At 69.0% G+C, this 24,236-nt stretch carries 22 protein-coding genes and 1 riboswitch; of the genes, 16 read left to right on the forward strand and 6 right to left on the reverse strand.

Features of this window, described 5'->3' with window-relative positions; all coding sequences use genetic code 11:
- Nucleotides 1-8: 8 nt before the first annotated feature.
- From RCO38_RS21350 to RCO38_RS21360, 3 genes are read left to right on the forward strand one after another with little or no spacing between them, the layout of a single operon-like run.
- Nucleotides 9-575 carry a KdsC family phosphatase gene (locus RCO38_RS21350; RefSeq protein WP_308330465.1) on the forward strand — a complete coding sequence of 189 codons (567 nt, stop codon included), beginning with the start codon at nucleotides 9-11 and terminating at the stop codon, nucleotides 573-575.
- A complete protein-coding gene (gene lptC / locus RCO38_RS21355) occupies nucleotides 572-1,216 on the forward strand; it encodes an LPS export ABC transporter periplasmic protein LptC (RefSeq protein ID WP_308330466.1) in 645 nt (214 codons plus the stop codon). Before RCO38_RS21350 ends, lptC begins: the two co-directional genes overlap by 4 nt.
- The gene (locus tag RCO38_RS21360) at nucleotides 1,213-2,022 is read left to right on the forward strand and encodes an SDR family oxidoreductase (protein WP_308330467.1); all 810 of its coding nucleotides are present in this window, start codon (nucleotides 1,213-1,215) and stop codon (nucleotides 2,020-2,022) included. The genes lptC and RCO38_RS21360 overlap by 4 nt, the downstream gene beginning before the upstream one ends.
- Nucleotides 2,023-2,089: 67 nt before the next feature.
- On the opposite strand, the gene RCO38_RS21365 is transcribed toward RCO38_RS21360, so the two are convergent.
- A complete protein-coding gene (locus RCO38_RS21365) occupies nucleotides 2,090-2,485 on the reverse strand; it encodes an RNA recognition motif domain-containing protein (RefSeq protein ID WP_308330468.1) in 396 nt (131 codons plus the stop codon).
- Nucleotides 2,486-2,746: 261 nt separating this feature from the next.
- A riboswitch (SAM riboswitch) is annotated at nucleotides 2,747-2,817 on the forward strand.
- 61 nt (nucleotides 2,818-2,878) lie between these two features.
- Between RCO38_RS21365 and metX the strand changes: the two genes are divergently transcribed.
- Nucleotides 2,879-4,048: a homoserine O-succinyltransferase MetX gene (metX, locus tag RCO38_RS21370; RefSeq protein ID WP_308330469.1), complete on the forward strand. Its 1,170-nt coding sequence runs from the start codon at nucleotides 2,879-2,881 to the stop codon at nucleotides 4,046-4,048.
- A complete protein-coding gene (metW, locus tag RCO38_RS21375) occupies nucleotides 4,045-4,626 on the forward strand; it encodes a methionine biosynthesis protein MetW (RefSeq protein WP_308330470.1) in 582 nt (193 codons plus the stop codon). The genes metX and metW overlap by 4 nt, the downstream gene beginning before the upstream one ends.
- A 24-nt stretch (nucleotides 4,627-4,650) precedes the next feature.
- Here metW and RCO38_RS21380 read toward each other — a convergent pair whose 3' ends face one another.
- On the reverse strand, nucleotides 4,651-5,319 hold the full coding sequence (locus RCO38_RS21380) for a transglutaminase family protein (protein ID WP_308330471.1): 669 nt from the start codon (nucleotides 5,317-5,319) through the stop codon (nucleotides 4,651-4,653).
- Nucleotides 5,320-5,549: 230 nt separating this feature from the next.
- On the opposite strand from RCO38_RS21380, the gene RCO38_RS21385 reads away from it, so the two are divergent.
- From RCO38_RS21385 to RCO38_RS21430, 10 genes are all read left to right on the forward strand, one after another.
- Nucleotides 5,550-7,283, forward strand: a complete 1,734-nt coding sequence (locus RCO38_RS21385) for a methyl-accepting chemotaxis protein (RefSeq protein WP_308330472.1) — start codon at nucleotides 5,550-5,552, stop codon at nucleotides 7,281-7,283.
- A gap of 19 nt (nucleotides 7,284-7,302) precedes the next feature.
- A complete protein-coding gene (locus RCO38_RS21390) occupies nucleotides 7,303-7,827 on the forward strand; it encodes a chemotaxis protein CheW (RefSeq protein WP_374694571.1) in 525 nt (174 codons plus the stop codon).
- Nucleotides 7,828-7,889: 62 nt separating this feature from the next.
- Nucleotides 7,890-9,815 (forward strand): methyl-accepting chemotaxis protein, encoded by a 1,926-nt coding sequence (locus tag RCO38_RS21395; RefSeq protein ID WP_308330624.1) that lies wholly within the window; start codon nucleotides 7,890-7,892, stop codon nucleotides 9,813-9,815.
- Between the two features lie 157 nt (nucleotides 9,816-9,972).
- Nucleotides 9,973-10,497 carry a chemotaxis protein CheW gene (locus RCO38_RS21400; RefSeq protein WP_374694572.1) on the forward strand — a complete coding sequence of 175 codons (525 nt, stop codon included), beginning with the start codon at nucleotides 9,973-9,975 and terminating at the stop codon, nucleotides 10,495-10,497.
- 3 nt (nucleotides 10,498-10,500) lie between these two features.
- Nucleotides 10,501-12,456: a methyl-accepting chemotaxis protein gene (locus RCO38_RS21405; RefSeq protein ID WP_308330473.1), complete on the forward strand. Its 1,956-nt coding sequence runs from the start codon at nucleotides 10,501-10,503 to the stop codon at nucleotides 12,454-12,456.
- Nucleotides 12,457-12,490: 34 nt separating this feature from the next.
- Nucleotides 12,491-14,281 (forward strand): methyl-accepting chemotaxis protein, encoded by a 1,791-nt coding sequence (locus RCO38_RS21410; protein ID WP_308330474.1) that lies wholly within the window; start codon nucleotides 12,491-12,493, stop codon nucleotides 14,279-14,281.
- Nucleotides 14,282-14,332: 51 nt separating this feature from the next.
- Nucleotides 14,333-15,883, forward strand: coding sequence for a methyl-accepting chemotaxis protein (locus tag RCO38_RS21415; RefSeq protein WP_308330475.1), 1,551 nt, complete (start codon nucleotides 14,333-14,335; stop codon nucleotides 15,881-15,883).
- Between the two features lie 15 nt (nucleotides 15,884-15,898).
- Nucleotides 15,899-17,461 carry a methyl-accepting chemotaxis protein gene (locus RCO38_RS21420; protein WP_308330476.1) on the forward strand — a complete coding sequence of 521 codons (1,563 nt, stop codon included), beginning with the start codon at nucleotides 15,899-15,901 and terminating at the stop codon, nucleotides 17,459-17,461.
- 88 nt (nucleotides 17,462-17,549) lie between these two features.
- Nucleotides 17,550-19,052: a M20/M25/M40 family metallo-hydrolase gene (locus RCO38_RS21425; RefSeq protein ID WP_308330477.1), complete on the forward strand. Its 1,503-nt coding sequence runs from the start codon at nucleotides 17,550-17,552 to the stop codon at nucleotides 19,050-19,052.
- A 13-nt stretch (nucleotides 19,053-19,065) separates the two neighbouring features.
- Nucleotides 19,066-19,917, forward strand: coding sequence for an alpha/beta hydrolase (locus RCO38_RS21430; RefSeq protein WP_308330478.1), 852 nt, complete (start codon nucleotides 19,066-19,068; stop codon nucleotides 19,915-19,917).
- A gap of 3 nt (nucleotides 19,918-19,920) precedes the next feature.
- Here RCO38_RS21430 and RCO38_RS21435 read toward each other — a convergent pair whose 3' ends face one another.
- The gene (locus tag RCO38_RS21435; protein WP_308330479.1) at nucleotides 19,921-20,418 is read right to left on the reverse strand and encodes a YidB family protein; all 498 of its coding nucleotides are present in this window, start codon (nucleotides 20,416-20,418) and stop codon (nucleotides 19,921-19,923) included.
- A gap of 45 nt (nucleotides 20,419-20,463) precedes the next feature.
- Nucleotides 20,464-21,639, reverse strand: coding sequence for an MFS transporter (locus RCO38_RS21440; RefSeq protein WP_308330480.1), 1,176 nt, complete (start codon nucleotides 21,637-21,639; stop codon nucleotides 20,464-20,466).
- Nucleotides 21,640-21,783: 144 nt separating this feature from the next.
- Here RCO38_RS21440 and RCO38_RS21445 point away from each other — a divergent pair, with 144 nt between their 5' ends.
- Nucleotides 21,784-22,299, forward strand: coding sequence for a DUF4410 domain-containing protein (locus tag RCO38_RS21445; protein ID WP_308330481.1), 516 nt, complete (start codon nucleotides 21,784-21,786; stop codon nucleotides 22,297-22,299).
- A 33-nt stretch (nucleotides 22,300-22,332) separates the two neighbouring features.
- Here RCO38_RS21445 and RCO38_RS21450 read toward each other — a convergent pair whose 3' ends face one another.
- A complete protein-coding gene (locus RCO38_RS21450; RefSeq protein ID WP_308330482.1) occupies nucleotides 22,333-23,055 on the reverse strand; it encodes a 16S rRNA (uracil(1498)-N(3))-methyltransferase in 723 nt (240 codons plus the stop codon).
- Nucleotides 23,056-23,069: 14 nt separating this feature from the next.
- Nucleotides 23,070-24,161 (reverse strand): aminoglycoside phosphotransferase family protein, encoded by a 1,092-nt coding sequence (locus RCO38_RS21455; protein ID WP_308330483.1) that lies wholly within the window; start codon nucleotides 24,159-24,161, stop codon nucleotides 23,070-23,072.
- Between the last annotated feature and the right edge of the window lie 75 nt (nucleotides 24,162-24,236).

The following is a 24,236-nucleotide window of genomic DNA, read 5'->3' on the forward strand; positions in this document are numbered from 1 at the left end:
ATTGCCGGATGTCCCTGAACCTGCCGCCCTTGCGCCCTGTGCTGAACTTCGACCCCGAGCTGTTGCTGCGGGCGCAGCCGGTGCGCGTGGTGTTCTTCGACGTCGACGGGGTACTCACGGACGGCGGCCTGTATTTCGGCGAGTCGGGCGAAGCGCTCAAGCGCTTCCACACGCTCGACGGCCACGGCATCAAGCTGCTGCAGCGCGCGGGCATCACGCCGGCGGTGGTCAGCGGCCGCGACTCCCTCGCACTGCGGGCCCGGCTGTCCGCGCTGGGCGTGCGCCACACGCGCTTTGGCACCGAGGACAAGCGTCCCGCGGCCGAAGCGATCCTGCTCGAGCTGGGCCTGGACTGGTCGGCCGCCGCCGCCATGGGCGACGACTGGCCCGATCTGCCGATGCTGCGCCGGGCGGCCCTCGCCTGCACCCCGCCCACCGCCCATCCCGAACTGCTGGCGCTGGCCCACCACGTGACGCAGCGCCTGCCCGGTGCCGGTGCGGTGCGCGAGCTGTGCGACCTGTTGCTGGTGGCGCGTGGCGCCTATGCGGCGGAGCTGGAGGCGGCGGCGCGATGAGCACCGCAGCCCTGCCCGGCACCGCCCGGGGCCGCCGCAGTTTCTGGCGCTGGTGGGACCGCATGTCCATCTACCTGCCGGTGCTGCTCATGATGCTGCTGGCGCTCGCGTCGTACTGGCTGCTGCGGGCGACGCCGATTCCGGAAGAGCCCGGTCCCAAGCCCGAGGTGACCCACGAGCCCGACTATTTCATGCACCGCTTTTCGGTCAAGGTGTTCGAGCCGACCGGGGTGCTGAAGACCGAGCTCTACGGCACGGCGGCGCGGCACCATCCCGACGTGGGCACCCTGGTGGTGGATGCGGCCCGCGTGCGCTCCTTCGGGCCGCAGCGCCAGCTCTCCACCGCCACGGCGCGGCAGATCACCAGCAACGACGAAGGCACGGTGTTCGTGCTGGAGGGCGACGCCGCGGTGGTGCGCCAGGCCGGCAAGGGCGCCAACGGGGAACCGCTGCCTCGGCTGGAGTTTCACGGCGAGTACCTGCGGGTGAGCACCGAGCCGGAGCACATCATGTCCGACCAGCCCGTTCTGCTGGTGCGCGACCTGGACCAGATCAGGGCCGACAGCCTCGACTATGTGGGCGACACCCGCGTGGCGGTGCTCAACGGCCATGTGCGCGCGCTGTTCGCGCCCCGCCCATGAGCGCCGTGCCCGCCGCCAGCGCCCCGCTGGCGTTCATCACCGGCGCCTCCAGCGGCATCGGCCAGGCGCTTGCCGTGCGCTGTGCCCGTGCAGGCTACCGGCTGGCCCTGGTGGCGCGCCGCAGCGAAGAGCTGCAAGCCTGGGTGGATGCGCAGGGCTGGGACGCCGAGCGCTGCCGCGTCTACCGCGCCGACGTGGCCGACACCGACAGCATCGTGCAGGCGGGTCTGAGCTGTCTGCAGCAGCAGGGCGTGCCCGAGGTCGTGGTGGCCAACGCCGGCATCAGCATCGGCATGGACACGGCCGAGCGCGACGATCTGGCGGTGATGGCCCGCACCTTTGCCACCAACAACACCGGGCTGGCCGCCACCTTCCATCCCTTCGTCGCGGCCATGCGCGCGCGCGGTCACGGGCGGCTGGTGGGCATCGCCAGCGTGGCGGCGATCCGGGGCCTCCCGGGGCACGGCGCCTATTGCGCCAGCAAGGCCGCCGTGGTGGCCTACTGTGAAAGCCTGCGGGGTGAGTTGCGGGGCAGCGGTGTGCGGGTGGTGACCCTGCTGCCGGGTTACGTGGACACGCCGCTGACGCGCGAAAACCGCTATGCGATGCCCTTCCTGCTCAGTCCCGAGGTGTTTGCCGACCGGGCCTTCGCGGCCATCGAGGAAGGCAGCAGCTACCGCGTGATTCCGTGGCAGATGGGGGTGGTGGCCAAGCTGTTGAGGTTGCTGCCGAACGCCTGGTTCGACCGGTTGCTGTCTGGGCGTGCCCGCAAGCACCGCCAGGGCCAGGGCCGACCCGCGTCCTGACCGGTTTTTCATTGGGGGCCAGAAACAAAAAAGCCCCTCGACGAGGGGCTTTTCAGGGGAGCGGGGATCAGTAACCGCCGCGACCGCCGCCGCCTTCACGACGGCCACCGTTGCCGTAGGGGCTGCGGAAGCCACCGTCGCCACCGCCGCCGCCATAACCGCCTTCACGACGGCCACCGCCGAAACCGCCGCCACCGGTCCGGGGCGGGCGCGGCTCCATGGGACGGGCTTCGTTGACCACCAGGCTGCGGCCGCCCAGCGACTGGCCGTTCATGCCCTGGATGGCGGCCTGAGCTTCGGCATCGCTGCCCATCTCGACAAAGCCGAAACCCTTGGAGCGACCGGTGTCGCGCTCCATCATGACCTTGGCGCTGTTGACAGAGCCGAAGGCGCTGAAGGACTGTTGCAGGTCTTCGTCGCGCACGCTGTAGGGCAGGTTGCCCACGTACAGTTTGTTGCCCATGGTCGGGACTCCTAGAAACACAGAAAAAGATAGCGATGGAGCCCCGGCAGCAAACAAATCTGTAGCACGCGAAACCAACCGATCACTTGTTGTGCGAGCGTCCAGGACGTTCGCCGGGCCATTATGCGCCGTTTGCCTCAAAGCAAGTCTTTTTTTTGGTGCTGCGTCAAGGCGCTTCAGGCGCTGGTGCGCATTTGCAACACCAAGCCCGGCGCGCGGCAAGGCGCGTTCCCGAACCCGGGCCGGGACCTTCCCTCTATACTGTTCCCCAGCGCCGATTTGTCCGGATTGCGGGCGCTTTACAAATACCGCTAAAGGGGGGACTCCCGGTCTCGCACCTTGCGGCACCGGGATTTCTGTTTTTGGGGCTTGCCGGCCCCGAGGTGAACCACCGTGATCGTCACGCCACGTACCCAGCGCTTTGATGAGCCTTTGCCGCTCCGGAGCGGCGCGGTCCTGCCGGCCTATGAGCTGGTCTATGAAACCTACGGCACGCTCAACGCCGACCGCTCCAACGCGGTGCTGATCTGCCACGCCCTGAATGCCAGCCACCACGTGGCCGGCCTCCATGCCGATGCGCAGGGCCAGCCGCAGGCCCGCAGCGAGGGGTGGTGGCACAACATGATCGGCCCGGGCAAGTCAGTGGACACGAACCGCTGGTTCGTCATTGGCGTCAACAACATCGGGTCGTGCTTCGGCAGCACCGGCCCCACCCACACCAACCCCGTCACCGGCCAGCCCTGGGGCGCGGACTTCCCGGTGGTCACCGTGGAGGACTGGGTCGATGCCCAGGCCCGCCTGCTGGATGCGCTGGGTGTTCAGCAGCTGGCGGCCGTGATGGGCGGCAGCCTGGGCGGCATGCAGACGCTGTCGTGGACTCTGCAGTACCCCGACCGTGTGCGCCATGCGGTGGTGGTGGCCAGTGCGCCCAACCTCACCGCGGAGAACATCGCCTTCAACGAGGTGGCGCGCCGCGCCATCGTGACCGACCCGGATTTCCACGGTGGCCACTACCTGCGCGAAGGCACATTGCCGCGCCGCGGCCTTCGCATCGCGCGCATGATCGGCCACATCACGTACCTGAGCGACGACGTGATGAACGAGAAGTTCGGACGCACGCTGCGGGCCGCCGATGGTGAGGATCCGGCGGCCGCCGCCGAACTGGCCTACCGGTACTCCACTCAAGACGTGGAGTTCCAGATCGAGAGCTACCTGCGCTACCAGGGCGACAAGTTCAGCGAGTACTTCGACGCCAACACCTACCTGCTCATCACGCGCGCGCTGGACTACTTCGACCCGGCGCGAGAATTCGACGGCGACCTCAGCGCCGCACTCGCCCGCGCGAAAGCCAAGTTCCTGCTGGTGAGCTTCACCACCGACTGGCGCTTCTCGCCCGCGCGCAGCCGCGAGATTGTCAAAGCGCTGCTGGAGAACCGGCGCGACGTGAGCTACGCCGAGATCGACGCACCACACGGCCACGACGCCTTCCTGCTCGATGACCCGCGGTACCACGCGGCCGTGAAGAGCTACTTTGAACAGACCATCGCCGGAGGTGTGCAATGAGCGAACGCCACCTGCTCGAATCCATCGCCCGGCTGGTGCCACCGGGCTCGCGCGTGCTGGACCTGGGCTGCGGGGACGGCGCGCTGCTGGCCCACCTGCAGGCCTCGCGCCAGTGCAGCGGCTACGGCGTCGAGATCGACGACGCCAAGGTGCACGCCTGCATCCGCCGCGGCGTCAACGTGCTGCAGCTCAACCTGGAGGACGGCCTCTCCATGTTTGGCGACGACGCGTTCGACGTGGTGCTGCAGATCGACACCCTGCAACACCTGCGCAACGCCGAGACCATGCTGCGCGAGACCGCGCGTGTGGGCCGCATCGGCATCGTGGCCTTTCCCAACTTCGCCCACTGGCCCAACCGGCTGGCGGTGCTGCAGGGCCGCATGCCCGTGACCCGGCGCCTGCCCTACCAGTGGTACGACACGCCCAACATCCGGGTCGGCACCTACGCAGACTTCGAGGTGCTGGCGCGCAGCTGCGGCCTGACGGTGGACGACAGCTTCGGCCTGCAGGAGGACCGCGAAGTGCGTTTCGCGCCCAATCTGCTGGCCAGCACGGCGGTCTTCAAGTTCTCCAACTGAGCCCCCGGGCCGGTGCTGGCCGGCTCAGGCGCCGCTTTCCCGGGCCGCGTCCAGCGCGAAGTCGGCCGTGCCCACGTCCCGGCCCTGGGTCCAGAACGGATACAACTCGGCAAACGTGGCCTTGAGGGCCTCCAGTGGCAGGTCGTCGAACTGCCCGCGCTCGTTCACGTACTCCATGTGCCGCTGTCCCGCGCGGTCGTAGGGGTGGTAGAGCGAGTCGCTGACGCCGTCGAACTCCAGCGGCAGCAGGCCGAATTTCTCGCACAGCGAGAGGTTGAAGGCCGGGGTCGCCTTGCGCCAGGCGCCGTCGATCCAGAGCGCGGTGTAGCCATGCCAGGCGAAGACGTCGGTTTTCATGGTCTGGCGCAGGCGCTCGGTAGACAGGTGGTTGCGCACGTCGGCAAATCCGAGCCGGGCCGGGATGCCCGCGGCGCGCGCCACCGCCGCCAGCGCCACCGCCTTGGGCACGCACCAGCCGAAGCCCTGCGACAGCGCCGTGCTGGCGCGCATGCCCTGGGCCGAGAGGTCGATGCGGTAGGGGTCGTAACGCAGGCCGTCCCGCACCGCCAGGTAGAGCGAGACCGCGCGTTGGCGGTCGGTCTGGCCGGTGGCGTGCTCACGGGCAAAGGCCTTCACGGCGGGGTGGTCGCTGTCGATGGCGTCGGTCGGGGCAAGGTTGCAGGCGAGGTCCATGGCCGTCTTGTACCAGAGCCCTGTCCGCTGGCCAGCAGCCCGTGTGACGGAGGGGTGTCTCGCCATTGACCGAAAAGCATTCATTTCATATGGGGCCGCAAAAGCCCTCTTTTCTGTCCTACAGACGCAGGGGCGTTTGCCGATAGTGAACGGGACGCCGTGTGTTCTTTGGGGAGGCGGTTCCGCATGCCGTTGGCGTAACAACGGTCCCCATATTTCCGATAACCATCATGGACAAGAGCATTGGCTTCGGTATCGCCAAGCGGCTGTACCTCATCAGTGGACTGATCACTTCGGCGCTGATCGCGCTGGCGGTGTACGCGCATTTCAGCCTCAACGACGCGGCGGCGCAGGCTGACCACACCAAGACCGACCGGGTGCCCCAGCTGCAGGCCATGGCCGAGCTGGAGCTGAATGTGACGCGGGTGTCGCTGCAGATCCGGCACGCCATGCTGGCGCGCAACCCCCAGGAGCTGAACGACACGCTGAACTACATCGGCGAGAAGCACAAGCACATGGACGAGGTGCTGGCCGCGTTCGAAAAGCGCCTGTTCTCTCCACAAGGCAAGGCCCACTTCGTCAAGCTCCCGCCCGCGGTGGCCGAGTTCTGGAAGGTGGGCGAGGCCAACATCGCCCTGATCAAGGAAGGCAAAAAAGACGAGGCCTTCGTCTTTCTGGTGGACAAGACCATTCCCACCCGCAACGCGCTGCTGAAGCTGTTCGCCGAGGGGCGCGAAATCCAGCAGGCGGGGCTGGAGGCCGACATCGCCGGCGTTGAAAAAAGCACCGAGACCACCGCGCTGATGCTGACCGCGGTGGCGGGGGCGATTGCCGTGGCCCTGATGGCCTTTTCCTGGTACTTCGCGCAGCTGCTGCGCCGCCGGGTGCGGGTGACCCAGCAGGTGGCGGAGCGCGTGCGCGACGGTGATCTGACGGTCGCGGTGGTCGACAACGCCCGCGATGAGTTCTCGCCCCTGCTGGCCGCCATGGGCGAGATGCAGGCCTCCCTGACACGCGTGGTCAGCAACGTTCGCCACGGTGCCGACAGCGTGGCCACCGCCAGCGTGCAGATTGCCCAGGGCAACAGCGATCTCTCATCCCGCACCGAACAACAGGCTTCTGCGCTGGAAGAAACTTCCGCGTCAATGGAGGAAATGGGCTCGACCGCGCAGCAGAACGCCGACAACGCCCGCCAGGCCAGCCAGCTGGCGGCCAGCGCCAGCGGCGTGGCCATCCAGGGCGGCGAAGTGGTCAACCAGGTGGTGCAGACCATGAAGGAGATCAACGAGAGCAGCCGCAAGATCAGCGACATCATCGGCGTGATCGACGGCATCGCCTTCCAGACCAACATCCTGGCGCTCAACGCCGCGGTGGAAGCGGCGCGGGCGGGTGAACAGGGACGCGGCTTCGCCGTGGTGGCCGGCGAGGTGCGCAACCTGGCCCAGCGCTCGGCGGAGGCGGCCAAGGAAATCAAGGGCCTGATCAATGCCAGCGTCGAACGCGTGGAGCAGGGCACGGCCCTGGTGGACCAGGCCGGAACCACCATGCAGGAGGTCGTGCAGTCGATCCAGCGCGTGACCGACATCGTCGGTGAGATCAGCAGCGCCAGCCAGGAGCAGAACGCCGGCGTGAACCAGGTCAGCGAAGCGGTCAGCAACATGGACCAGACCACGCAGCAGAACGCGGCCCTGGTGGAAGAAAGCGCGGCGGCCGCGTCGAGCCTGCAGCAGCAGGCCCAGCAGCTGGTGCAGGCGGTGTCGGTGTTCAAGCTGTCTGGCACCACGTCTCACATGTCTTCCAGGGCCCCTCTGACCCCGAGCCCCGCGCCAGTGGTCAAGCCGGCGCCCGCCCTCCGCCCTCCTGCGGCAAGCACCGCGCGCAAGCCTGCGGCCCTGCCGCAAACCCCCAAGCCGATGTCGGTGGCGCCTGCCGCCGGTGACGGCGACAGCTGGGAAAGCTTCTGACTTTTCCGAAGACACGACCATGGACATGCACAAAGACACCAGCCACCCCGACCAGGGCCGCTCCGTCGCCGGCCAGCCCGCCAGCGCCAGCGAATTTCTGACCTTCCGCCTGGGTGCGGAGGAATACGGGATCGACATCCTGCGGGTGCAGGAGATCCGCTCCTACGAGGAGCCGACGCGGATTGCGAACGCGCCGCACTTCATCAAGGGGGTGGTGAACCTGCGCGGGGTGATCGTGCCGGTGGTGGACCTGCGCATCAAGCTGGGTTGCGAGAAGGTGGAATACAACGGGTTCACGGTGGTGATCGTGCTGAACGTGCACGGCCGAGTGGTGGGGGCGGTGGTGGACTCGGTCTCGGACGTGCTGGAGCTGGCGCGCGAGCTGATCAAGCCGGCGCCGGAGATGAACACCACGATGGACACCAGCTTCATCACCGGGATTGCCAGTGTGGGCGAGCGCATGCTGATCCTGATGGACATCGAGGCCCTGATGAGCAGTCCCGACATGGGCCTGATGGACAGCGGCTCGCAGAACCTGCAGTGAGAAGGTAGCGCCACCGAGATGGCGCTGTCGGTGTTTTTTTTCAGGGAGTGAACGTGTTTCGAATGCTTGCCCAGCTGCGGCTGGCCCAGAAGTTTCTGGTTCTGGGCGGAATCGCCCTGCTGATGATGGCCCTGCCCGCCACCGTGGCGGTGCGCGACGGTCTGGATGTCTGGCGCGCGGCGCGCAGCGAGGCGGTGGGCATCGAGCCGGCCGGCCACATCCTCAAGCTGGTGCAGCTGACGCAGCAGCACCGCGGTCTGTCGGCCAACCTGCTCGGTGGCAACGAGGCGCTCAAGGGCGACCGCGAGGCGCGCCAGGCGGCGGTGGACCAACTGCTGCCGCAGGCCGGCCAGAGTCTGGACGGGTTGGGGGCATCGGCGCTGCAGGCCGAGCTCGTGGTCATCGGCCAGGAATGGTCGGCCCTGGCCCGTGCCGTGTCCGAACGCAGCATCAACGGCCCGCAGAGCTTCGCCCGCCACACCGCGCTCATCGAACGCCAGCTCAACCTGCTGGAAGGTGTGGCCGAGGCCTCGGGCATGAGCCTGGACCCGCACGCCCACAGCTACTTCCTGATCCAGTCGGTGCTGGTGCACCTGCCACGCCTGACCGAAACCCTGGGTCAGACGCGGGCCCAGGGCTCGCTCACGCTGGCGCGGGGCGAGGTGGGTATGGCACAGCGCGCCCAGCTGGCGGCGCTGGCGGACCTGTCGCGCCTGCACCTGCGGCAGGCCCGCCGCAGCCTGGACAAGGCCATGGCTTCTGACAGGGGCTATGAACAGCGCCTGGGTGGCACCGCCGGCCAGGCCTGGGGCCAGGCGGAGGCCGCCTTTGCCCTGACCGACCAGGCCATCATCAAGGCCGAGCAACCCAGCATGCCGGCCAGTGAGTTCTTCGCCACCACCACCCGCCAGATCGACGCCCAGTTCGCCCTGATCACCGCGGCCTTTGACGAACTGTCGACCACCCTGCGCGAGCGCGAAAGCGCCATGGCCCGGGGTCTTCTGAGCATGCTGGGCGGTCTGGCGCTGCTGGCCCTGGCGGGCGCCGCCCTCATGTGGACCATCTCCCGCAGCACCACCTCGGCCATCGCACGGGCGGTGAAGGTGGCGCAGACCGTGGCCGGCGGCGACCTGACGTCCCGCATCGAGGTGCAGGGCCGCGACGAGACGGCCCAGTTGCTGGCCGCGCTCAGGGACATGAACGACGGGCTGGCGCAGGTGGTGTCTGAAGTGCGGCAGGGCAGCGACCACATCGCCACCGGCAGCAGCCAGATCGCCACCGGCAACGCCGACCTCTCGCAGCGCACCGAAGAGCAGGCCAGCAACCTGCAGCAGACCGCGGCCAGCATGGAGCAACTGACCAGCACCGTGCAGCACAACGCCGCGACCGCGCGCCAGGCCAGCGACATCGTGCGCGGCGCGACCGAGGCCGCGCGCGAGGGCGGCGAGACGGTGGGCCAGGTGGTGACCACCATGGAGGCCATCAACCAGAGCAGCCGCAAGATCCACGACATCATCGGCGTGATCGACGGCATCGCCTTCCAGACCAACATCCTGGCGCTCAACGCGGCGGTGGAAGCCGCGCGTGCCGGCGAGCAGGGCCGGGGCTTTGCCGTGGTGGCGGCCGAGGTGCGCAGTCTGGCGCAGCGCAGCGCGGGTGCGGCCAGGGAAATCAAGCAGCTCATCGGCGAGAGCGTGGACCGGGTGGAGAGCGGCACCGCGCTGGTGGCCGAGGCCGGCGCCAGTGTGGGCCGCATCGTGGACCAGGTGGCGCAGGTCAACCGCCTGATCGAGACCATCGCCACGGCCAGCGCCGAGCAGTCCGAGGGCATCGCCCAGGTGGGCAATGCGGTGGCGCAGCTGGACCAGGTGACCCAGCAGAACGCGGCCCTGGTGGAGGAGAGCGCGGCGGCGGCCGACAGCCTGCAGAACCAGGCACAGCGCATGGCCCAGCTGGTCGGGCGGTTTCGCCTTCCTTCGGGCGTCTGAGGCACCTGCCCTCCAGCGGAAAAAGGCGGACGAAAGTCCGCCTTTGTGCGTGTAGCCAAGGGTCTGCCCTGACTTTGTGGCCTTTTTCCGGACTTCAGGAAGGGGCTGTCCGGCCGATAGTCCATGAACCTCCATTCGTGTTTCAAGGACGGCCTTCATGGACATGCACTCTTCCTCCGGCGCTGCCGGCGATGCCCGCCACGTGGCGGGCCAGCAAGGCGCCCACGCCGAGTACCTCACCTTCCGCCTGGGTGCGGAGGAATACGGGATCGACATCCTGCGGGTGCAGGAGATCCGCTCCTACGAGGAGCCGACGCGGATTGCGAACGCGCCGCACTTCATCAAGGGGGTGGTGAACCTGCGCGGGGTGATCGTGCCGGTGGTGGACCTGCGCATCAAGCTGGGTTGCGAGAAGGTGGAATACAACGGGTTCACGGTGGTGATCGTGCTGAACGTGCACGGCCGAGTGGTGGGGGCGGTGGTGGACTCGGTCTCGGACGTGCTGGAGCTGGCGCGCGAGCTGATCAAGCCGGCGCCGGAGATGAACACCACGATGGACACCAGCTTCATCACCGGGATTGCCAGTGTGGGCGAGCGCATGCTGATCCTGATGGACATCGAGGCCCTGATGAGCAGTCCCGACATGGGCCTGATGGACAGCGGTTCGCAGAACCTGCAATAAGCCATGAAGACCCCCACCATCAACAACCGCTCGCTGGCACGGCGCGTCGCGCTGCTGGCCGTCGCCATGCTCTCGGGTGTGCTCGTCACCATCAGCGTCGCCATGAGTCTGGTGGCCGAGGAGCGCTCCCGCGAGCGCGTCGTGCAGTGGGTGGGCGACAAGACCCAGTCGGTCGCCGATTCGGTGGACGCTTTCGACGCCACCGCGCGCCTGATGACCGACCGCGCCTACCGGCCGTTCCGGGCGAAGTTCTCCCAGTTCTTCGAGCTCGACGAGGCCAGCGGCCTGATCAAGAGCTGGTCGTTCCGCCTCAACGGCGAAACGGGTGACGTGGACGACTTCAACAAGATGACCGGCGGTGTGGCCACCGTGTTCATGCGCAAGGGCGAAGACTTCGAACGGGTGACCACCTCGCTCAAGAAGGAAAACGGCGAGCGCGCCGTCGGCACCCTGCTGACGCGCGACCACCCGGCCTACCCGCTGATGCTGCAGGGCCAGAACTACACCGGCCGCGCCGTGCTGTTCGGCAAGCCCTACATGACGCACTACGAGGCGCTGAAGGACCACACCGGCAAGGTGGTGGGCATCCTGTTCATCGGCTTCGATCTTTCAGACTTCCAGACCGCGCTGCAGAAGCTGGTGAGCGAGGCCCGCTTCTTCGACCACGGCACCACCGTGATCATCGACCCGCGCAAGAGCGACGCGGAGGCGGTGTTCGTGGTGCACCCGACGGCGGCGGGCAAGAAGGTCCTGGAGGCCTACCCCTCGGCCGGCCCGCTGCTGGCCAGCCTGCGCGCCACGCCCGAGGCGTTCGTGGCGGACACCACCCCGCTGGTCTCGGACGAGCTGACCAGCCCCTGGGTGGTCAAACGCCCCACCAAGGCCGGGGGCTGGTGGGTGGTGGCCGAGGTCTCGGACGACGAGGCCATGGCCTCTCACTGGGCCACCATGTACGCCTTCTGGGGCCTGCTGGCTGCGGCCACCGCGCTGCTGGGCCTGGGCCTGTACTGGCTGGTGCGGCGCAACGTCAGCCGCCCGCTGGGCGACCTGACCGCCGCGGTCACGGCCGTCGCCCAGGGTGATCTGACCCAGCGCTTCAGCACCGACCGCCGCGATGAAATCGGCCGGCTGGTGCTGGAGGTGGAAGACATGCGCCAGCGCTTTGTCGCCATGCTGGGCGACCTGCGCACGGCCAGCGACAGCATCGGGACGGCGAGCGCGGAGATTGCGTCGGGCAACCACGACCTCTCCAGCCGCACCGAACAGGCGGCCTCGAACCTGCAGCAGACGGCGGCCTCGATGGAGCAGCTGACCAGCACGGTCAGGAACAGCGCCGATGCGGCGCGCCAGGCCAACCAGCTGGCCGCCAGCGCCTCGGAGATCGCGGTGCGCGGCGGACAGGTGGTGGACCAGGTGGTGCACACCATGCAGGAGATCCACCACAGCAGCCAGAAGATCAACGACATCATCGGCGTGATCGACGGCATCGCCTTCCAGACCAACATCCTGGCGCTGAACGCGGCGGTGGAGGCGGCGCGCGCGGGCGAGCAGGGCCGTGGTTTTGCGGTGGTGGCGGCCGAGGTGCGCAGCCTGGCGCAGCGCAGCGCGGAGGCGGCGCGCGAGATCAAGGGGCTGATCGGCACCAGCGTGGACAAGGTGGAGACGGGCAGCCGCCTGGTGGGCGATGCGGGCCAGACGATGGGCGAAGTGGTGGCCAGTGTGCAGCGGGTGACGGACATCATCGGTGAGATCAGTGCGGCGGCGGGCGAGCAGAGCGACGGCATCGGCCAGGTGAACGTGGCGGTGACGCAGCTGGACCAGATGACGCAGCAGAACGCGGCGCTGGTCGAAGAGAGTGCGGCCGCGGCCCAGAGCCTCAAGGACCAGGCCGCCCGCCTGGCCCAGGTCGTCGCCACCTTCAAGGTGGACACATCGGCGGCCGCCGGTGCCGCCCGCTGAGTTTTCGTTCAGAAAAACAACCACGGAGTTCAACATGGGACTGAGCAACCTCAAGATCGGTCAGCGGCTGGGCATGGGCTTCGGCGCGGTGCTGGTGCTGCTGGGCGTGATGACGGCCGGCGCGTTCTACAGCCTCAGCGCGGCGCAGAAGGACCAGGTCCGCCTGGTGGAGATGGAGCGCCGCGCGATGATGGTGGACGAATGGGTGGCCAGCACCCAGCTGAACATCACCCGTGTGATGGCGCTGGCCAAGTCGGGCAACCACCCCGAGGTGGACGCCTACTTCAAGCCGCTGATCGCGCAGACCACCGAGCGGATCAACACCTTGCAGAAGGACCTGGAGGCTTCGATCGAAGCACCCGAGGCCAAGGCCATGCTGGCCGACATCGCGACCCGGCGCAAGGAGTACATCGAGGTGCGCAAAGGCTTCTTCGACACGCTCAAGGGCGGTGATGCCGCCGCGGCCGCCGGGCAGCTGGAAGGGGCCCTGTTGCCGGCGGCGCAGCGCTACCTGGGCGCCATGCAGGGGCTTCAGAGCTACGAACACGGCCTGGTGGTCGAGGCCATCAAACGGGCCGAGACCAATGTGCAGCTGGAACTGCAGGTGCTGGGTGCGCTGGCCGTGCTGGCTGCCGTGACCTGCCTGGGCGTGGCCTGGCGCGTGACACGGTCCATCGTGGCGCCGCTGCGAGAGGCGGTGCAGGCGGCGGGTCGGGTGGCCGAGGGCGACCTGACCTACAGCGTGGGTTCGCGCCGTCGCGACGAGCTGGGCGATCTGCTCAACTCGCTCGCAGCGATGAAGGACGCCCTGCTCAAGACGGTGCAGCAGGTGCGCCAGGCCAGCGACAGCATCGGGACGGCGAGCGCGGAGATTGCGTCGGGCAACCACGACCTCTCCAGCCGCACCGAACAGGCGGCCTCGAACCTGCAGCAGACGGCGGCCTCGATGGAGCAGCTGACCAGCACGGTCAGGAACAGCGCCGATGCGGCGCGCCAGGCCAACCAGCTGGCCGCCAGCGCCTCGGAGATCGCGGTGCGCGGCGGACAGGTGGTGGACCAGGTGGTGCACACCATGCAGGAGATCCACCACAGCAGCCAGAAGATCAACGACATCATCGGCGTGATCGACGGCATCGCCTTCCAGACCAACATCCTGGCGCTGAACGCGGCGGTGGAGGCGGCGCGCGCGGGCGAGCAGGGCCGTGGTTTTGCGGTGGTGGCGGCCGAGGTGCGCAGCCTGGCGCAGCGCAGCGCGGAGGCGGCGCGCGAGATCAAGGGGCTGATCGGCACCAGCGTGGACAAGGTGGAGACGGGCAGCCGCCTGGTGGGCGATGCGGGCCAGACGATGGGCGAAGTGGTGGCCAGTGTGCAGCGGGTGACGGACATCATCGGTGAGATCAGTGCGGCGGCGGGCGAGCAGAGCGACGGCATCGGCCAGGTGAACGTGGCGGTGACGCAGCTGGACCAGATGACGCAGCAGAACGCGGCGCTGGTCGAAGAGAGTGCGGCCGCGGCCCAGAGCCTCAAGGACCAGGCCGCCCGCCTGGCCCAGGTCGTCGCCACCTTCAAGGTCGACGGCGCAGTGCGCGCCCCGGCCACGCCCACACCGCCCGTGGTCCGTGCGGCCGCCACGCCAGTGGCCCGGGCGCCGGCCCCGGCGCCGGTCAAGGCTGCGGCAACCAAGCCAGCGACGACCAACCGGGTGGTGCGCGAACCGGCGTCCAGGGCTCCGGCCGCCACGCCTGCGCCCGCGACGTTCTCACCCTCGGCTCCGGCCCGGGTGGTGGCCAGCGCCAGCGCCGAGGGCGACTGGGAAAGTTTCTGAAGTCATTTCCAACCATTACCGGCGAGTCTCATCATGTGGATCCGGTCTTTCATGCGTCACTTTTCCATCCGTTTCAGAATGATCGGCGCCATCGGCGTTGTGCTGGCCCTGCTGTTCATGGTGGGCAGCGCGGGCCTCTGGGGCATGCAGCGTCTGCAGACCCTGAGCCAGCAGTTCGTGGACCACGCGTTCCAGGAAACTGTCGAACTCTCCCAGTTGCGTCTGGCCATGGCGGACCTCAGCCGCCATGAGAAAGACATGGTGATCCAGTACGAGTCGCCCGAGCAGCTGTCCCTGGCCTACATGAAGTGGGAGAAGACCCGCAACGAGATCGGCAAGCTGATGGAGGCCCTGCAGCAGGGGGAGGCCGACGAGGACAACCTCGTGCTGCAGCAGATGAGCGCCAAGCTCAAGGACTATTCGGCGGCGGTCGAGCCCACGGTGGCCAACATCAAGGCCGGCGGCTACGACAGCGCCACCGTGGCCAACCGCATGCTGGCCCGGGCCCATGACCGCTACGCCGAACTGCTGGCCGACATGAAGAAGATCGAAACCATCATCGCGGCCGAAGCGGCGGCGGTGCAGGCCGAAGAGGCCGCCGCCTCGCAGCAGACCATGCTGCTGTTCGGCATCGCGGTGGCGGTGGCCGTGCTGGTGGTGGTGCCCACCACGCTGGCCAACATGCAGAGCATCTGCCGCCCGCTTGACGAGGCGCAGCGGCTGGCTGTGGCCATCACGCGTGGCGACCTGACCCAGCCGGTGGCGGTGCAGGGCAAGGACGAGCTCACCAAGCTGATGGCGGCTCTGGGCGAGATGCAGGCCTCGCTCTCGCGCATCGTCAGCGAGGTGCGCCAGACCACCGACAGCATCAGTGTGGCCAGCGCCGAGATCGCTTCGGGCAACCAGGACCTGTCCGGCCGCACCGAGCAGGCCGCCTCCAGCCTGCAGCAGACCGCCAGCAGCATCGACCAGATCAACGGCACGGTGCAGCAGGGCGCCGAGTCGGCGCGCCAGGCCAGCGAGATGGCCCAGGCCAATGCCGCGGTGGCGGCGCGCGGCGGCGAGGTGGTGAGCGAGGTGGTCGCGACCATGCAGGAGATCAACCACCGCAGCCACAAGATCAGCGACATCATCGGCGTGATCGACGGCATCGCCTTCCAGACCAACATCCTGGCGCTGAACGCTGCGGTGGAAGCCGCGCGGGCGGGCGAGCAGGGCCGCGGCTTCGCCGTGGTGGCCGGCGAGGTGCGCAGCCTGGCGCAGCGCAGCGCCGAGGCGGCACGCGAGATCAAGAGCCTGATCGGTGCCAGCGTCGAAAAGGTCGAGGCCGGCACGCGCCAGGTGGCCGAGGCCGGCGCCACCATCGGCGAGATCGTGGCGAACGCGCAGAAGATCTCCGATCTGGTCGGCCACATCACGGCCGCCGCCAACGAGCAGAGCCAGGGCATCGGCCAGGTCAACGGCGCGGTGGGACAGCTGGACCAGATGACGCAGCAGAACGCGGCGCTGGTGGAAGAGAGTGCCGCCGCGGCCCAGAGCCTGCAGGACCAGGCACAGAAGCTCGCCGGCGTGGTGGCGACGTTCCGGCTGAGCACCGGCTGACCAGGGGAGCACGAGATGTTGAAGCAGATGAGTCTTCGGGGCCGCATCGTGCTGCTGGTGGTGGTGGCCGTGCTGGGCATCGCGATCATGGGCGCACTGTCCGTGGCGCAGGCCAAGCGGCAGCTCACCGAAGCCCGCCACGGCCAACTGGTGACGGCGGTCGAATCGGCGCATTCCATCGTCGAGGGCTTCCAGGCCCTGGAGAAGTCCGGCAAGCTCGGCACCGACGCCGCGCAGGCGGCGGCCAAGGCCGCGGTCGCCCATGCGCGCTATGGCAAGGGCGGCAAGGAGTACCTCTACATCTGGTCGCTCGACGGCGTCGGCGTGATGCATCCGATCAAGCCCGAGTGGCAGGGCCAGAACATGCTTGGCAAGGTCAAGGACGGCGGGGGCACCGACGTCATCGCTGCCCTGGTCGACGGCATGCGCCAGAGCCCCGACGGCCGGGCCTTCGTGCAGACCAACTTCCCGCGCCCGGGCGAGACCAGGCCGGTGCCCAAGCTGCAGTACATCATGAAGGTCGACGGCTGGAACTGGATGGTGGGCTCGGGCCTGTACACCGACGACCTGGACGCCATGGTGTGGCGCACCCTGCTGGTCAATGGCGCGCTGGCGCTGTCGGGCCTGCTGGTGATCGGCGCCATCGGCTGGCTGACGTTGCGCAGCGTGATGCGCCAGATCGGCGGCGAGCCGGCGCTGGCGGTGTCGGCCATGCGCTCGGTGGCCGGCGGCGACCTCACCGTCACCCTGCCCCGCGTGCCCGCGGGCAGCCTGCTCTCGGCGCTGGCGGACATGATCGCCTCGCTGCGCGGCACCGTGGGCCAGGTGCGCCTGGCGACCGACAGCATCGGCACCGCCAGCAGCGAGATCGCCACCGGCAACCAGGACCTGTCCACCCGCACCGAACACACGGCCAGCAACCTGCAGGAAACCGCGGCCAGCATGGAAGAGCTGACCGGCACCGTGCGCCAGAGCGCCGAGTCGGCGCGCATGGCCACCCAGCTGGCCGAAGCCGCCGCCGGCACCGCGCGACGCGGCGGCACGGTGGTCGGCGAGGTGGTGAACACCATGCGCGAGATCAACGACAGCAGCCGCCGGATCAGCGACATCATCGGCGTGATCGACGGCATCGCCTTCCAGACCAACATCCTGGCGCTGAACGCCGCGGTGGAGGCCGCGCGGGCGGGTGAACAGGGCCGCGGCTTCGCCGTGGTGGCCGGCGAGGTGCGCAGCCTGGCGCAGCGCAGCGCCGAGGCCGCGAAGGAGATCAAGGGCCTGATCGGCACCAGCGTGGACCGGGTGGACGCGGGCACGAAGCTGGTCAGCGAGGCGGGCCAGACCATGGACGAGATCGTGGCCAGCGTGCAGCGGGTGACCGACGTGATCAGCGAGATCGGCGCCGCCACCGGAGAGCAGAGCCAGGGCATCGCCCAGGTGGGCGCGGCGGTGGCCCAGCTGGACCACATGACGCAGCAGAACGCGGCGCTGGTGGAACAGAGCGCGGCCGCGGCCCAGAGCATGAAGGAACAGGCGCAGCGCCTGGCCGGCGTGGTCGCCACCTTCCGCCTGTCGGCCTGAGGGTTTCCCCGGCGGGGCAGCGCTGTCCGGCGGTGCGGCCTGCCTATACTGGTCCCTTGCTGCGCCGCGCGCGCCCAGAGGACCGCCCATGAACGCCCGCCTGCCCGCTTCGGCCCTGCCGCTGGAGCCCCAAACCCTTCAATCGCACGTCGACGCCGCCTGGCGCGACACCATCGTGCCCGAGCTGCAGCGCTACATCGCGGTGCCGGCCAAATCGCCGATGTTCGACCCCGACTGGGCGGCCCACGGCCTGCTCGAGCGGGTGCTGCAGAACGCCGCCGACTGGGTGCGCGCGCAGCAGGTGCCGGGCCTGCAGCTGGAGATCGCGCGTCTGAACGACGCCCAGGGCCGGCCGCGCACGCCGGTGCTGTTCTTCGAACTGCCGGCCAGTGGCGGCGCCGATGGTTCGCCAGCCCCCGCGTCGGGGCAAACGGTCTTGATGTACGGCCACCTGGACAAGCAGCCCGAGTTCAACGGCTGGCGCAGCGACCTGGGGCCGTGGACCCCGGTGATCGACGACGGCAAGCTCTACGGTCGTGGTGGCGCCGACGACGGTTACGCCGTCTACGCCAGCATCGCCGCCATCCAGGCGCTCAAGGCCCAGGGCGTCGCGCATCCGCGCATCGTCGGCCTGATCGAAACCTGCGAAGAAAGCGGCTCGGCCGACCTGCTGCCCTATGTCGATGCACTGAAGGCGCGCCTGGGCGATGTGGGCCTTGTGATCTGCCTGGACAGCGGCGCCGGCAACTACGACCAGCTGTGGCTGACCACCAGCCTGCGCGGCATGGCCAGCGGCGTGCTCAAGGTCGAGATCCTCACCGAAGGCATCCACTCGGGCGATGCGTCCGGCCTGGTGCCGTCGAGCTTCCGCATCATGCGGCAGGTGCTCGACCGGCTCGAAGACAGCGGCACCGGCCGCCTGCTGCCCGCGAGTTTTCACTGCGAGGTGCCGGCCGAACGTCTGGCGCAGGCGCGGGCCACGGCCGCCATCCTGGGCGACGAGCTGTTCAAGCGCTTCCCCTGGGCGCACCACGACTGCGGCGGTGCCACCGTGTCCGCCCTGCCCACCACCACCGACCCGGTCGAGGCGCTGCTGGCGCGCACCTGGCGGCCCACACTGAGTGTCACGGGCGCCGACGGTTTTCCGGACATCGCCAACGCCGGCAACGTGCTGCGGCCCTACACCGCCTTCAAGCTCAGCCTGCGTCTGCCGCCGCTGGTCGAGGCGGCGCCCGCTGTTCAGCAGCTCAAGGCCCTGCTCGAAGACAACGCGCCTTACCAGGCCAAGGTGACGTTCGAGGGCCTGAGTTCGGCCACCGGCTGGAATGCGCCGGCCACCACGCCCTGGTTCGAGCAGGCGCTGCAGGACGCCTCGCAGGCGCACTACGGCGCGGCCTGCGCCACCATCGGCCAGGGCGGCACCATCCCGCTGATGAACATGCTCAGCCAGGGCTTTCCCACCGCGCAGATGATGGTCTGCGGCGTGCTGGGCCCGCGCAGCAATGCGCACGGCCCCAACGAGTTCCTGCACCTGGACTATGCGCGCCGCCTGACGGCCTCGGTGGCCCAGGTCATCGCCCGCATGCCCTGACCGCGCACCGCCCATGTCCGACACCACCCAGGCGCCTTTCACCCTGCGCGACGGCCTGAACATCGCGCTCTACGACTGGCCCCTGCAGTCGCGGCAGCGGCCCCGCGCCGTCGTGCTCATCGTGCACGGGCTGGGGGAACACGCCTGGCGCTACGACGCGGTGGCGCAGCGCCTGAACGAATGGGGCTTCTGCGTGCGCGCCTACGACCAGCGCGGCCATGGCGACTCGGGTGGTGATCAAGGGGTGCTGTCCGACGACGACGACCTGCTGGCGGATCTGGAGGAACTGGTGGACGACACGCGCCGCCACATCGCGGAACCCTGGGCCTGCCCCCTGGTGCTGCTGGGCCACAGCATGGGCGGACTGGTGGCGGCCACCTTCGTGCAGCGCAGGATCGCACCGGTGGACGCCCTGGTGCTTTCGTCGCCCGCGCTGGACACCGGCATGAACGCCTTCCAGCGCGCACTGACCCGGCTGCTCTACCGCTGGGCACCCGACCTCACCGTGCCGAACGGGCTGGACCCGCGCGGCATCTCCCACGACCCGGCGCAGGTGGCGGCCTACCAGCGGGACCGGCTGGTGCACAACCGCATTTCGGCGCGGCTGGCGCGCTTCATCGACGGCAACGGGCCCCGCGTGGTCGCGGCCGCACCGAACTGGTCCGTGCCCACGCTGCTGATGTACGCCGGTGCCGACCGGCTGGTGCGACCCGACGGCAGCCGCGCCTTTGCCGCCGTCGCCCCGGCGGCACTGGTGCGCAGCCGCCGGTTCGACGGCCTGTTCCACGAAATCTTCAACGAGGCCGATCCGTCGGCCGTGTACGCCGAACTGCGGGCCTGGCTCGACGCGCGGATCCCCGCCTGAGGTTCAGCGGCGGCCCATCAGGCCGCCAAGCATGCCCATCAGGTCACCTGCGTCCAGACCCCCGGTGCCGCCGCGCTGACCCCCGCCGAGCAGCGCTCCGAGCGCGCCCAGTCCGTTGTCCGCCGGCACCTGTCCCTGCGGCGTGAGCTGGTCGATCAGGCCCGGGAGCAGATCGGCCATGGTGCCCGCGGCTTCCTGCTGGCTGCCGCCGAGCTGGCGGGTGATCAGGTCCATGAGCTCCGGGCCCAGGGCGCTGCCCAGCGCGTCGGGCGAGACCGGCTGGTTGGCGCCGGTGCCCACCCAGGAGGCCGCGGCGTCGCCCAGACCGGCCTGCTGCAGCCGGGCCAGCAGGCCGGAGAGTCCGCCTGCGCTGTCCATCAGGGCGCCGATGAGGCCGATCAACAGCTGCGGGTCCACGCCGCCGGGCGACCGTTGCGTGTTCTGCTGCCCGCCAAAAGCGGCGTCGGTGGCCGCACCCACCAGTGAATCCAACAGTCCCATGCTGCGCTCCTCAACAAGTCGTGTCCGGCACCTGCATGGGCCGGTTCAGGCGGGATTGTGGGCTGGGCGCCGGCGCCAGGCAAGCCAGACCAGGGCCAGCCCGGTGAGCGCCACGGGCAGCAGCGAACCAAGGTTCAGCAAGGCCCAGCCCTGAGTGGTGACGAGGGCGCCGGAGGCGAAGGAAGTGACCGCCATGGTGGCAAAAACGAAGAAGTTGATGGCGGCCTGTGCGCGGTCTTTTTCCTCAGGCCTGTAGGCTTGCAGCGACAGTGTGGTGCTGCCGGTGAACAGGAAATTCCAGCCCACGCCCAGCAGGAACAGCGCCAGCAGGAACTGGTGCAGGTCCACACCGGTGAGCGCGATGGCGATGCAGGCGGCGTTCAGCAGCACGCCCACACCCATGATGGTGAGCACGCCGAAGCGCTTGATCAGGTGGCCGGTGAAGAAGCCGGGCGCGAACATGCCGATCACGTGCCACTCCAGCACCAGGGCCGCGTCCTCGAACTCGAAGCCGCAGACCTGCATGGCCAGCGGCGTGGCCGCCATCAGCAGGTTCATCACGCCATAGCCCAGCGCCGCGCCCGCGGCCGCGACGATGAAGACGGGCTGCTTCATGATCTCCGAGAGGGGCCGGCCGGTGTCGGCGTTGGCCTTCCTGGGCGGCAGCGGCGGGAACTTCATGAAGGCCATGACCGCCATGGACAGCAGCGCCACCACCGCCAGCGCGAGGTAGGCGCCGGCGAACGGCACGTCCAGCAGGTTGCGTGTGCGGCTGGCCAGGTTGGGGCCGAGCACCGCGCCCACCAGACCACCGGCCAGCACGAGCGACACCGCCTTCTCGCGGAACTCGGGCGCCGCCAGCTCGGCCGCCGCAAAGCGGTAGAGCTGACCGTTGGCGCTGTAGTAGCCGGCCACCACGGTGGCGGCCACCAGCAACCAGAAGTTGCGGTCCATCGCCGCCCAGTAGCACAGCAGGGCCGAGCCCAGAGCCACCAGCAGGCCGATCTGGAACGAACCCTGCCGGCCGAAGGCGCTCTGCGTGCGCGCCACCAGCGGCGTGGACAGCGCGCCTCCGACCACATAGCCCATCACCGGCAGCGTGGCCATCCAGCCCAGGGGTGCCAGCGAGAGGCCGACCAGGCCGTTGATCGCGATGAAGACCACGTTGTTGGTCAGGAACAGGCCTTGCGCGGCGGCCAGGAGCCAGAGGTTCTTGTTCATAAGCCGTTGTTTATACAGTGGGCGCGGCCTTCCAGGGGGCCTGTACGATGTGGCCGCCTCCGACCGGAGGCCATTCATCAACAAGGAGGACAAGTGATTTCAGCGTGCACGCGCCGCACCGGCGCCCTGATTCTGTTGGCGTTCATGACCGTCGCCCCGTCGTTTTCCGCGATGGCCGCCGACGCCAAAGCCGAAGAAGCGCCCCGCAAGTACACCCAGGCTTATGTGACCGACATCGTGGTGAAGCTGCTCGACAGCGAGCCGGACGAGAAGCGGATCGAAGACAAGAAGACCATGGAAATGAAGCTGCCCCAGTCCACCCGCAAGAAGCTGCAGGACGAAGGCCTGACGGTCGCCGACACCGATCCAGGCCCGGTGGCCGGCGCGGTGCGGTTGAAGATCGCCATGGACTACGACCCGGGCAACCGGGCCTTGCGCTGGGTCGGTGGCATGTTTGGGGCCGGCAAGGGCACCGTGTCCGTGAAGGTCGAGGCGGTGGACGCGGTCACGGGTGGCTCGGTGGCGACCGAGGAATACAGCGACTCCAAACGCATGGGTGGCGCCGGGGGCGATTTTTATGGCTTTGCGATCGATGCGGTCGACGAGGCGCTGGAGAACCTGGCCGAAAAACTCGCCGCCATTCCCAAGCCCGTCCAGTGACGCGGGGCGCGGCGGTCGCTGCGGGCGACGGCCTCAGGCCAGCGCCTGCACCAGCGCCGCCAGGGCGGCCGTTTCGGCGCGCAGAACCCTCGGACCCAGTGTCACGGGCAGGAAGCCGGCCTGGCGAGCGAGGGCGTCCTCCTGCGCGGACAGGCCGCCTTCCGGGCCGCTGAGGAACAGCACCGGCGCGTCCGCCGGCTGTTGGCGCAGCACCTCCGCCAGCGGGCGAGTGCCTTCGGCCAGGGAGAGCACGCAGCGCAGCGGTGCGATGGCGTCGCTCTGGCGCAGCCAGGTCGCCACGTCGGCCACCGGCCGCACCGCCGGCACGCGGTTGCCGCCGCACTGCTCGCAGGCCGCCACGGCCACCGACTGCCAGTGACCCTGTTTCTTGGCCGCCCGCTCGCCACTGAGGCGCAGCACGCTGTGTGCGGTGTGCAGCGGCTGCAGGCTGGCCACGCCGAGCTCGGCGGCCTTCTCCACCAGCCAGTCCATGCGCTCGTTGGCCGGCATGCCCACCGCCAGGTGCACGCGGCGTCCCGGCTCGCGCTCGGTGTCCTCGAACGCTTCGACCTTCACCGCCACGTCGCTTCGGCCCATGCGCAGGACCGTGGCCGACCACTGGCCGCCCTCGCCGTTGAACAGCGTGATCGCATCGCCGGGCTGGTGGCGCAGCACCTGCACGTGGCGGGCCGCAGCGGGCGGCAGGTCCAGCTCGGCGCCGGCGCTCAGCGGGACGGGGCAGTGAAAGCGTGGCACGTTGGAAAGAAGGCTCAGACCCGGCCGAAGGCGAAGCCGCTGGCGACCTGCAGGCCTTCCACCTCGTCGACCAGGCGCAGCAGCGGCGCCAGTTCGCGGTAGCGGTGCGCGGTGGCGCGGATGTAGCCGATGAAACGCGGCGCATCGGCCAGGTACCTGGGCTTGCCATCGCGCAGCGTCAGGCGCGCAAAGATGCCGGCCACCTTGAGGTGGCGCTGCAGGCCCATCCATTCGACGGCGCGGTAGAAGGCACCGAAGTCGCTGTGCCAGTCCTCGAAGTCCATCAGCCCGGCCTTGCGCGCCTTTTCCCAGTAGCGCACGGTGATGTCGATGACGAAGTCTTCTTCCCAGCTCAGGAAGGCATCGCGCATCAGGCTGGCGATGTCGTAGGTGATGGGGCCGTGCACCGCGTCCTGGAAGTCCAGCACGCCCAGCTGCTGCGCGGGGGTGGCGCCGGGCCGGGCCGGGATCATCAGGTTGCGTGGCATGAAGTCGCGGTGCACGTGCACCGTGGGGGCGGCCAGATTGCGCGCCACGATGGTGTCGAAGGTTTTTTGCAGGGTGGCCGCGACGGCGCCCTCGACCTTCACCTGCCGGTGCTGCGTCAGGTACCAGTCGGGGAACAGCTGCAGCTCGCGCCGCAGCAGAGCCTCGTCGTAAGGGGGCAGCTCACCGGGCTTCGAGGCCAGTTGCCAGGCCAGCAGCGTGTCCACCGCCTGCATATAGCGCGCATGGTTGGCCTGGGGGTTGTCGGCGTCAATCTGCTCCATCATGGTCTGCGTGCCCAGGTCGGGCAGCAGCATGAAGCCCTGGGGCTCGTCCCAGGCCAGGATGTCCGGCACCAGCAGGCCGGCGGCCTTCATCAGGCCGGCCACGTGCACGAAGGGCTGGCAGTTCTCCTTGTCGGGCGGTGCATCCATGACGATGCGGCTGCCACCGCCCTCGGTGTCCACCCGCAGGTAGCGGCGAAAGCTGGCGTCGGCCGAGGCCGGACGCAGCGTCTGTGGCCGCAGGCCCTGGGACGTGGCCAGTCCTTGCAGCCAGTGGTCAAAGGCGGTCTGGCGGGCCGGGTCGGCCCAGGTGACAACGGGGGTGTTAGGGGTCATGCAAGCGGGGGGAGACGGGGGCGCCGGCGCGCTGGCAGGCCGGGCTGGAGGCATAGGATAATGGCCGGAGATTCT

The sequence above is a fragment of the Hydrogenophaga pseudoflava genome, from assembly GCF_031020795.1.
In the GTDB taxonomy this organism is placed as follows: Bacteria; Pseudomonadota; Gammaproteobacteria; order Burkholderiales; family Burkholderiaceae_C; genus Hydrogenophaga; species Hydrogenophaga pseudoflava_A.